Origin of the sequence: Mesorhizobium sp. M7A.F.Ca.CA.004.12.1.1 (genome assembly GCF_003997835.1) — a bacterium.
Taxonomy (GTDB): domain Bacteria; phylum Pseudomonadota; class Alphaproteobacteria; order Rhizobiales; family Rhizobiaceae; genus Mesorhizobium.
On sequence record NZ_RZRK01000136.1, the window covers coordinates 1 to 10,267 of the forward strand.

A 10,267-nucleotide genomic window follows, 5' to 3' on the forward strand; every position below is an offset into this window, starting at 1 on the left:
CAGCCCCTCTGCCCTGCCGGGCATCTCCCACTCTAGGGGGTAGATCAGATGTCGGCTCGGCTTTCGCCAATCTCAAAGGTTGCAAGGAGAATGCCTTCGGCCAAGCTGCCAATCTCCCCCCTAGAGGGGGAGATGTCCGGCAGGACAGAGGGGGGCGCCGTAGAACGCGGCCTCTACTTGCCACGCGCCCTCTCCTCGGCCTGCGCCGCCAAAATCTTCTTCACCTCGGCGACCAGCTCGCCCTCCGCCACCGTCACCTGCGCCGGGCGCGCGGCGCGCCATTCGGCGTTATCGGTGATTTCGGCAGACATGCGCGCGCCTTCGATCAGGTCCTTGATCTGCAGCTCGCCCTTGGCGCGCTCGTCGCCGCCCTGGATGATGGCGACCGGGCAGCCGCGCCGGTCGGCATATTTGAGCTGCGCCTTCATGCCGGCGCCGCCGAGATACATTTCGGAACGGATGCCGGCGGCGCGCAGCTCCGCCACCATCTTCTGGTAGCGGCCGAGGCTGTCGGTGTCCTTGTCCATCACCAGCACGACGACAGGAGCAATCACGTCCGAGGCGTCGAGCTTGCCGAGGTTCTTCAGCGCGGTCATCAACCTGGAGACGCCGATGGAAAAGCCGGTCGCCGGCACAGGCTCGCCGCGGAAGCGGGAAACAAGGCCATCGTAGCGGCCGCCGCCACCAACCGAGCCGAAGCGTACGATCTGGCCGTCCTCGTTGGGGATTTCGGCCAGAAGCTCGGCTTCGAGGACGGGGCCGGTGTAGTATTCGAGGCCGCGCACGACCGAGCGGTCCATGGCGATACGGTCCTCGCCATATCCCGCCGCCCTGACCAGCGCTTTAATCGTGGCGAGTTCGCCGACGCCTTCCTGGTAGATGGCGTTCGAACTGACCGTGGAATCCTGGCCGGCTTGTATGGTCCTCGCAGTCGCGAGAAGAACCGCCTCGGCTTGCCCGTTGTTCAACCCGGCGCCCTTGGCGAAGTCGCCTTCGCCCTCCTTGCCGCCGTCCCAGCGGCCCGGGCCAAGCAAAAGCTTCACGCCTTCCGGCCCGAGCTTGTCCAGCTTGTCGATCGCGCGCAGGACCGTCAGCCGGCGGCCGCCATTCTCCTCACCGCCGAGGCCGATCGCCTCCAGCACGCCATCCAGCACCTTGCGGTTGTTGACGCGGATGACGTAGTCGCCGCGCTTGATGCCGAGCGCTTCCATGACGTCGGCCATCATCATCGCCATCTCGGCGTCGGCGGCCACGCCCGGCGTACCGATCGTGTCGGCGTCGAACTGCATGAACTGGCGGAAGCGGCCGGGGCCTGGCTTCTCGTTGCGGAACACCCAGCCGGAGCGATAGCTGCGGTAAGGCTTGGGCAGGCGCTCGTAATTCTCGGCGACGAAACGGGCCGTCGGCGCGGTCAGGTCGTAGCGCAGCGACAGCCACTGGTCGTCATCGTCCTGGAAGGAGAACACGCCTTCGTTCGGCCGGTCCTGGTCGGGCAGGAATTTTCCGAGCGCATCGGTGTATTCGATCAGCGGCTGGTCTGCCGGTTCGAAACCGTAAAGCTCATAGACCGAGCGGATCGTCGCCATCATCTTCTCGACGGCGCGGATGTCCTCGGCGCTGCGGTCGGCAAAACCGCGCGGCAGTCGCGCTTTCGTCTTTTCCGATTTGTCGGCCATGAGCTGGGGTCTTTTTTGCTAAGTAATCGATGACATATTGCGAGTGGGCGTGTCCTAACCGAAGCGGCGAGGACCAGCAAGGGTTTGCACCCTCTCTACGAGGTGGCTAGGAACAGTTCGATAGCTTTGCAAGTACAGCGCCGCCCCTCATCCGCCTGCCGGCACCTTCTCCCCGTATAGTGACGGGGAGAAGAGAGCTGAACGCGGACTCGGGCATTCTCTTGCAACCTGGACGACTGGCGAAACCATCGACGAGGGCGTCCTTCTCCCCGTCGCTATACGGGGAGAAGTGCCCGGCAGGGCGATGAGGGGCGGCGCAGAACGACCAAGATTTGGGCCTACCACCGAGCCAAGCTCTGAAACAAAACGCAGCGAAAATGAAACAATCCCGCCACGGGTACGGCATTGTGCCGACACAATCGTCGCCGATAAAGCGCGGGAAATGAGGGGTTCGCGGCCATGACCAGCACAGCAAGATTCCACGCCATCGACAGCGATGCCGAATTGCCCGCACGCCTGCGCCCGGCCGACATCAACGCCCCGAAAATGATCAGCCAGGCTGCCGGCCCGTTCGAAGTGCCCGGCGAGACCGGCAAGGGACCATCCATGCGCGACGCGTTGATGACCGGCCTGCTGGTGATCTATCCGACCGTGGCCACGGTGGTGGCGATCGTCGCCGGCCTGGTGCTGGCCAGCGCCAACGGCACCTGAGCCTATTTCGGCCGCCTGAAAGCCTTCCGCTGCTTCTCGACCTCTTTGCGGCAGACGCAGCCCTCGAGGTGGTCGTTGACCAGGCCCATGGCCTGCATGAAGGCGTAGACCGTGGTCGGGCCGACAAAGCTCCAGCCGCGTTTCTTCAGCTCCTTCGAAATCCGCACCGAGACGGCCGTTGTCGGGTTGGCGCGCAGATGGGCGAGGTCGACGATTTGCGGCCGCTCGTCCTTACCGGGTTCGAACTTCCAGAACCAGGCGGCCAGCGAGCCGAATTCGTCGGCCATTTCGCGGGCGCGCTTGGCGTTGTTGATGGTCGAGACGATCTTGCCGCGATGGCGGATGATGCCGGCATTGCCGAGCAGGCGTTCGACATCCTTGTCGGTGAAGGCGGCGACCTTGTCGAACTCGAAATTAGCGAAGGCTTCGCGAAAATTCTCCCGCTTGCGCAGGATGGTCAGCCACGACAGGCCCGACTGAAAGCCTTCGAGGCAGATCTTTTCGAACAGCCTGCGGTCGTCGGCCACAGGCCGGCCCCATTCATGATCGTGGTAGTGCAGATAGTCGGGCAGATTGCCGTGCCAGAAGCAGCGCGCGACACCGTCGGGACCGGCGAGCAGGCCGGTGTTTTCCTTGTCCATAAGCCAAAATCCGTTCGTTAACGCGCTTTTGCGCGGCATTTACTGCGGCTTTACCAGATTCCTGAACCCTGCGGTAACCACACCAAAAGGTTTACCGACAGTTCCGCATTTTACGCATTCCGATTCATGTTTCGGTTGCTGCTTGCGCGCCAATGATCGCCGAACCGGGAGGACGTTTCCACCCGTTTTGTATCAGACGATCAAGGTGCGTTACGATGAAGACAGTTCTGTTTCCCGTGCTCGGCGCCGTGGCTGTGTTTGCCGCCGGCGTCACACCCTCCACCGCCGGCGACCGCTATGCCGACAGGCCGCCGGTAATGGTGAGCCCCGACCTTTCCGCACCCTGGGTGCTGCAGCTTGGCCAGGCACCCGGCATCGTGCGCCAGAACCGCCAGGTGGTGCAGCAACAGCGGCGCCTGCGCCTGGCGCAGCCCGACCGGGTGCAGACGGCGGCGGTGCAGCCGCCGGCCAAGCGCATGCTCGCGCGTCCTCAGATCAACCCGATCTACCTGCCGCAGGAAGTCGACTATGACGGAGGCCAGAAGCCGGGCACGATCGTCATCGACACCACCCAGAACTTCCTCTACCTCGTCGAGAAGAACGGCAAGGCAAGGCGCTATGGCGTCGGCACCGGCAAGCCGGGCTTCGAATGGTCGGGTACGCACAAGATCACCAGCAAGCGCGAGTGGCCGGACTGGCGCCCGCCGGCGCAGATGATCAAGCGCGAAGCCGCCAAGGGCCGCTATTTGCCGACCTATCTTGCCGGCGGCGCGGAGAACCCGCTTGGCGCCCGCGCGCTCTACCTCGGCACGACCGAATACCGCATCCACGGCACCAACCAGCCGTGGACGATCGGCGGCGCGGTGTCGTCAGGCTGCATCCGCATGCGCAACGAGGACGTCGTCGACCTTTATGAGCGGGTCAATGTCGGAACCACGGTCGAGGTGATATAATAATCCTTGCGAATCACCTGGCCAGCAAAGCAGTCCGCTTTTCGAGGCCAGTTTAGGGATAACGGGGGACGGGCCGTATGGGGATGCGGCCGGTCAGGAAGGGCAGCACGGGAAACCGCGCTGCCCTTTCCGTTTTTGAGCAGAAATCGAGGGCAAAGGTCACCCACGCGTCGCGCAACGGGCATAGCGGTTCGCTTTCATGCTGCCCTTTACCGCATTCTTTTGCTATCTCGGTGGCTAGTTCCACAAAAGAGTTCACCCATGCCCCTGTCCGAAGACAGCCGTTATCTCAAGGGCGGCCCGGTCGCCCAGCGCATCATCGCCGCCGTTGCCGAGGACGCAGCGATCGCCAAAGCCGAGGGTTTTCCCCCCAAGCTGGTCTCGATCACCGTCGGAGACACCGATGCGGTGGATGTTTATGTGCGCAACCAGCGCGCCAAGGCTGAGCTCGCCGGCATCGATTTCGAGGAGCGGCGCTTTCCCGCCACCATCACGGCAGGCGAGTTGGAAGCGGCCATTCACGGCCTGAATGCCGATCCGCGCGTCACCGGCATCATCATCCAGCGGCCGGTCCCGGTGCATATCCCGATCAGGACATTGCAGGCGGCGGTGCATCCGCTCAAGGATGTCGAAGGCATGCATCCGGCCTCGATCGGCAACATCGTCTACAATCAGCTCGATCTCGCGCCTTGCACGGCGGCCGCCTCGGTCGAACTGCTCAAGGAAACCGGCCTCGACCTCAAGGGACTGGAAGTCGTCATCGTCGGCCATTCGGAAATCGTCGGCAAGCCGATCGCCTTCCTGCTGATGAGCGAAGGCGCGACGGTGACCGTGTGCCATCACATGACGCGGTCGGTCGCCGCCCATGCGCGACGTGCCGATGCGCTGTTCGTCGCCGTCGGCAAGCCGCGGCTGATCAAGGCCGACATGGTCAAGCCGGGTGCTGCCGTCATCGACATCGGCATCAATTCCGAAATCGGCCCCGACGGCTCCAGCCGCATCGTCGGCGACGTCGACACCGAAAGCGTGCGCGAGGTCGCCTCCTGGATCACACCGGTGCCGGGCGGTGTCGGCCCGATCACGGTCGCCATCCTGCTGCGCAACACCATGGTGGCGCTCAGCCGCCAGCGTGCGCTTTATGAGGCGACCTACGGTACGGCGGACAGGCTCGCGGCAGAGTAGCGCTGGGGCTGGCGCCCTACTCCGCGGCGATCAGGCTCTCTTCCCGAACGCCTTCCGGCTTTGGTCCGCCATAGGCCCAGTCGAGCAGCTTGATCGTGTGCACCACCGGCAGCTTCGCGGCGGAAGCGATCTGGGTGATGCAGCCGATGTTGCCGGTGGCGACGATCGAAGCCCCCGTCGCCTCGATGTTTTTCACCTTGCGGTCGCGCAGTTTGGCCGAGATCTCGGGCTGCAGGATGTTGTAGGTGCCGGCGGAGCCGCAGCAGAGATGTCCTTCACGCGGCTCGCGCACGATGAAGCCGGCCTTGGCCAGCAGTTCCTTCGGCTGGCGGGTGATCTTCTGGCCGTGCTGCATCGAACAGGCCGAGTGATAGGCGACAACCGTGCCCGGCTTGCGCACCGGTTCAGGCAGATCGAAGGTCGAGAGATATTCGGTGATGTCCTTGGCCAGCGCCGAAACGCGCGCGGCCTTGTCGGCATAGGCCGGATCCAGCCGCAGCATGAAACCGTAGTCCTTGATCGTCGTGCCGCAGCCGGATGCAGTGATGACGATGGCATCGAGCCCGCCTTGTTCGATGGCGCGCGTCCAGGCATCGACATTCTGCCTCGCCGAGGCAAGCGCGGCCTGCTCGCGCCCCATATGATGCACCAGCGCGCCGCAGCAGCCCTCGCCCGGCGGCACCACGACCTCGACGCCGAGCCGCGTCAGCAGCGAAATCGTGGTGTCGTTGATGGCGGGATCGAGCACCGATTGCGCGCAGCCAGTGAGGATGGCGACGCGGCCTCTTTTGCTCCCCTGCCCGGCATGGATGCCTGGCGAGCCCATCGGCGAAGCTGCCGGGATCGAGGCCGGCGCGAGCTTGAGCATCGCACTGAGCGGCTTCAGCGCCGGAACCTTGTCGAACAAGCCTATAAACGGCTTGCCCAGCTTCGCCAGCTTGAGCGCGGCGCGAAACCGCTGGGGATAAGGCAGCACGAAGGCCAGCATGGCGCGGGTCAGTCGATCGAGCAGCGGCCGCTTGTAGGTCTCCTGGATATGGGCGCGGGCATGGTCGACCAGATGCATGTAGTTCACGCCCGACGGGCAGGTGGTCATGCAGGCGAGGCACGACAGGCACCGATCGATATGGGTGACGATCTGCTTGTCGGCGGGATGGCCATTTTCCAGCATGTCCTTGATCAGGTAGATGCGCCCGCGCGGTGAATCGAGCTCGTTGCCAAGCGTCACATAGGTCGGGCAGGTGGCGGTGCAGAAGCCGCAATGCACGCATTTGCGCAGGATCTTTTCCGATTCCGCGACATGCGGATCGGCAAGCTGGGCAAGCGAAAAATTGGTCTGCATCGCTAATGTCCTAGGCCATTCGGCCGGGATTGAGGATGTGCTTCGGGTCGAATTCTTGCTTCAGCCGCTGGCTGAGTGCGGCAAGTGCGGGCGGCTGCGGCTCGAACACCGGCAGAGCGGCGCGATGCGAAGGTGCGGCACGCACCAGCGTCGCATGGCCGCCGCCATGTTTTCTCAACAGTCCGCGCAGCAGGGCGGCTTCCGGATCGCCCTGTTCCATGCGCAGCCACACCAGCCCGCCCTGCCAGTCATAGTAGGCGCTGACGGCGGCCTGCATGCGCAGCGTCAGGACCATCTGGTGGCACTGTCCCGGCGTCATCGAGACACGCCAGACCGGTTTCTCGCTGTTGTCGGCGAAGGGCCTGCAATCGCGTACATCGCGCCAGATCAGCCGTGAAGCGTCACCGGCAATCTCCTGCAGCGGCCCAGCCTTGCCGAGCAGCGTTTTCAGCGCGGCGATGCGGTAGGCGACGGACGGGCCGAAGCCTTCGACACGCAGCAGCGTCGCGGCCTCACCGCCGAGACTGCCGCCGGCGACACGCGCGGCGATCCGCTCGGGCAGATGGGCGGCACTCGACACTTCAGCACTCGAGCCAAGCGCCAGGGCCATGGCGCTTGCTGCCGCATCGTCGAGCAGGCCACGAATGGCGAGCGTGACTTCGGCCTCGGCTGCCGGCAGCACCTTGAAGGTGACGTCGGTGAACACAGCCAGCGTGCCCCAGCTGTTGGCCATCAGCTTGGACATGTCATAGCCGGTGACGTTCTTGACCACGCGGCCGCCCGACTTGAAGGCTTCGCCACGACCGGACACCACATTGATGCCCAGGACATGATCGCGCGCCGCGCCCGCCTTGAGCCGGCGCGGACCGGAGAGGTTCGCGGCGAGCACGCCGCCGATCGTGCCCTTGCCCGGTTCGCCACCAAACAGCGGACCGTAATCCATCGGCTCGAAAGCGAGTTGCTGACCGTTTTCCGCCAGCAGCTTTTCGATCTCGGCCAGCGGTGTGCCTGCCTTGGCCGACAGCACCAGTTCAGCCGGTTCATAGAGCGTGACGCCAGAGAGTTTCGACAGGTCGAGCGTGTGTTCGGTTTGCAGCGGCCGGCCGATGCCGCGCTTGGAACCGTGGCCGAGGATTTCGAGCGGCGAGCCTTCCGCCGCTGCCCAGGCGACGGTGGAGAGGACTTCGGATGGTGTGGTTGGGGTGAAAGTAGTCAAAGCCTGTGCTCCCGAAGCCTTTCGAGCACGGCTTCGCCCCGTGGCGACAGCCGATAACCGACCTTGAGGCTCTCGGTGAGACCGAACTCCCCGAGCTTGCGGACATCCTGCTTGAACTTCAGCTTTTCGACGCCGGCCTTGTCGGCCAGGACAGCAGCCGGCAATTCCGGATGGGCGCCGATCGCCTGCAGGATCGACGGGAAGTAGCCGGGTGCCGTTTTGTCCCAGCGCGCAAAACGCTGGGTCAAGGCATGCCAGTCCTCATCGGAAAGCACGGCGTCGCCGCGCAGGCCAACGCGTTCGTCGGGCTCGATGCCTTTGAGCTCGATGCGATAGACCGGGGTACCGTCATCGGGGCCAAGCATCTCCTGAAGGGCTCCTCGGGACGGAAAGCCGGCTGCGGTCGCGTCTTTCTCCGTCAATTCGGAGCCGCTCGCGATCGAGATGTCCCCGATCCTAACCGCACCTGACGCCGTTCTGACCCGCCCGCCGGCCTTGACGGTCGGCCGCTTCCAGCGCCGAAAAGCGAGCGTCACTTCATTGCGCGCGATCTTGTCCAGCAAGGATTGTTTGAACAGCAACTCAAACCTCACTCGGGCATGGGTTCCTCGCCCCCGCAAAGCGGGGGAGAGGTGGCTCGGGCAAAGCCCGAGACGGAGAGGGGGGCGAATTCTATGCCAGACGCGAGTTCGGATATGCTGAGTTCCTTGGCGCCCCCCTCTGTCCTGCCGGACATCTCCCCCTCAAGGGGAGAGATCGGATGTCGCATATGGCTTCGCCAATCTCCAATGGTGACAAAAGGGCGAGGCGCGCGAGCTGCCAATCTCCCCCCTTGAGGGGGAGATGTCCGGCAGGACAGAGGGGGGTGTTCAAGCGCCGACATATCCCTCAAAACCTCGGAATGTCCGGAAACGGCAGCTTGCCGCCGGAAATGTGCATGCGGCCGAGTTCGGCGCATCGCCGCAGCTGCGGGAACACTTTTCCCGGGTTGAGCAGATGGTTGGGATCGAAGGCGCATTTGACGCGCATCTGCTGGTCGAGATCGATCTGGGTGAACATTTCCGGCATCAGGTCGCGTTTTTCCACGCCCACACCGTGTTCGCCGGTCAACACGCCGCCGACCTTGACGCAGAGCCGCAATATGTCGGCGCCGAAGCTTTCGGCCTTGTCGAGTTCGCCCGGTACGTTGGCATCGTAGAGGATCAGCGGATGCAGATTGCCGTCGCCGGCGTGAAAGACATTGGCGACGCCGAGACCGTATTTTTCCGACAGCTCGCGCATGCCGGCGAGCACGCGCGGCAGCTCCTTGCGCGGGATGGTGCCGTCCATGCAGTAGTAGTCGGGCGAGATGCGGCCGACGGCCGGAAACGCCGCCTTGCGGCCGGCCCAGAAGCTCAGCCGTTCATGTTCGGACTGCGAAATGCGGCAGGTGGTCGAGCCGTTCTTGTAGGCGATCGCCTCGACCAGACCGATCAGATGATCGACCTCGACGCCCGGCCCGTCGAGCTCGACGATCAGCAGCGCTTCGACATCCAGGGGATAGCCGGCATGGACGAAATCCTCGGCGGCGTGGATCGCCGGCCGGTCCATCATCTCCATGCCGCCCGGAATGATGCCGGCGCCGATGATGTCGGCGACGCACTGGCCGCCCTGCTCACTGGTCGGGAAGCCGATCAGCAGTGCGCGAGCCGTCTCCGGTTTCTTCAGGATGCGCACGGTGACCTCGGTGACGACGCCAAGCAGCCCTTCCGAACCCGTCATGACGCCGAGCAAGTCATAACCTTCCGCATCGAGGTGACTGCCGCCGAGCCGTACCACTTCGCCATTCATCAGCACCATCTCGATGCCGAGCACATTGTTGGCGGTAAGGCCGTATTTCAGGCAGTGCACGCCGCCGGAATTCTCCGCGACATTGCCGCCGATCGAGCAGGCGATCTGGGAGGATGGATCGGGGGCGTAGTAAAAGCCCTGCTGCTCGACGGCGGTGGTGATGCCGAGATTGGTGACGCCCGGCTGGGCAACGACAACGCGATTGGGGAAATCGATCTCGAGGATACGGTTGAAGCGGCTCATCACCAAAAGCACCGCGTCCTCGAGCGGCAGCGCGCCGCCCGACAGCGAGGTCCCGGAGCCGCGCGGCACGACGCGGACGTTGCGATCGTTGCAGTATTTCAGCACGCGCGAAACCTGCGCCACCGTTTGCGGCAGCACGACGACCAGTGGCAGCTGCCGATAGGCGGTCAGGCCGTCGCTCTCGAAGGCGCGCATGGAATTGGCGGCGTCGACGACGCCCTCACCCGGCACGATGATGCGCATGTCGGCGACGATCTCGTCGCGCCGGCGCATCGTGGCGTCGTCTGGTTTCGGCATGGCCAGGCCGGACATCAGCAGCCTCATTTCGCTTGACTGGTCAAAATCTTTTACCAGTGAAGCGCGTTGGGTGCAAATCCTGTGGTGGTTGGGAATCCGGCATCAAGGCTGAGGCAAGCTTCCGCAGCGGCAATCTGCCGCTGTCTCACCCTCCCCCGCGCGGCGCTCTACGAGGA

General features: G+C 64.2%; 9 protein-coding genes. 3 read left to right on the forward strand and 6 right to left on the reverse strand.

What is annotated here, in order from left to right; all coding sequences use genetic code 11:
* Positions 1–173: 173 nt before the first annotated feature.
* On the reverse strand, positions 174–1,676 hold the full coding sequence (gene hisS / locus EN984_RS09890; protein ID WP_127268834.1) for a histidine--tRNA ligase: 1,503 nt from the start codon (positions 1,674–1,676) through the stop codon (positions 174–176).
* Positions 1,677–2,135: 459 nt separating this feature from the next.
* On the opposite strand from hisS, the gene EN984_RS09900 reads away from it, so the two are divergent.
* Positions 2,136–2,387, forward strand: a complete 252-nt coding sequence (locus EN984_RS09900) for a hypothetical protein (RefSeq protein WP_127268833.1) — start codon at positions 2,136–2,138, stop codon at positions 2,385–2,387.
* A 2-nt stretch (positions 2,388–2,389) separates the two neighbouring features.
* On the opposite strand, the gene EN984_RS09905 is transcribed toward EN984_RS09900, so the two are convergent.
* Positions 2,390–3,028, reverse strand: coding sequence for a DNA-3-methyladenine glycosylase I (locus EN984_RS09905; protein ID WP_127268832.1), 639 nt, complete (start codon positions 3,026–3,028; stop codon positions 2,390–2,392).
* Between the two features lie 215 nt (positions 3,029–3,243).
* Here EN984_RS09905 and EN984_RS09910 point away from each other — a divergent pair, with 215 nt between their 5' ends.
* Together EN984_RS09910 and EN984_RS09915 are read left to right on the forward strand one after the other, a co-directional pair.
* Positions 3,244–3,981: a L,D-transpeptidase gene (locus tag EN984_RS09910; RefSeq protein ID WP_127268831.1), complete on the forward strand. Its 738-nt coding sequence runs from the start codon at positions 3,244–3,246 to the stop codon at positions 3,979–3,981.
* 261 nt (positions 3,982–4,242) lie between these two features.
* Complete coding sequence (locus EN984_RS09915) at positions 4,243–5,163, forward strand: bifunctional 5,10-methylenetetrahydrofolate dehydrogenase/5,10-methenyltetrahydrofolate cyclohydrolase (RefSeq protein ID WP_127268830.1); 921 nt, start codon at positions 4,243–4,245, stop codon at positions 5,161–5,163.
* A gap of 16 nt (positions 5,164–5,179) precedes the next feature.
* Here the strand turns inward: EN984_RS09915 and glcF are convergent, their stop codons facing one another.
* The 4 genes from glcF to EN984_RS09945 form a co-directional block, all read right to left on the reverse strand.
* On the reverse strand, positions 5,180–6,505 hold the full coding sequence (gene glcF / locus EN984_RS09920) for a glycolate oxidase subunit GlcF (protein ID WP_127272185.1): 1,326 nt from the start codon (positions 6,503–6,505) through the stop codon (positions 5,180–5,182).
* A 10-nt stretch (positions 6,506–6,515) separates the two neighbouring features.
* A complete protein-coding gene (gene glcE, locus EN984_RS09925) occupies positions 6,516–7,721 on the reverse strand; it encodes a glycolate oxidase subunit GlcE (RefSeq protein ID WP_127273428.1) in 1,206 nt (401 codons plus the stop codon).
* Positions 7,718–8,302: an ASCH domain-containing protein gene (locus EN984_RS09930; RefSeq protein ID WP_127270602.1), complete on the reverse strand. Its 585-nt coding sequence runs from the start codon at positions 8,300–8,302 to the stop codon at positions 7,718–7,720. The genes glcE and EN984_RS09930 overlap by 4 nt, the downstream gene beginning before the upstream one ends.
* A 307-nt stretch (positions 8,303–8,609) precedes the next feature.
* The gene (locus EN984_RS09945; RefSeq protein WP_127270604.1) at positions 8,610–10,106 is read right to left on the reverse strand and encodes an FAD-linked oxidase C-terminal domain-containing protein; all 1,497 of its coding nucleotides are present in this window, start codon (positions 10,104–10,106) and stop codon (positions 8,610–8,612) included.
* Between the last annotated feature and the right edge of the window lie 161 nt (positions 10,107–10,267).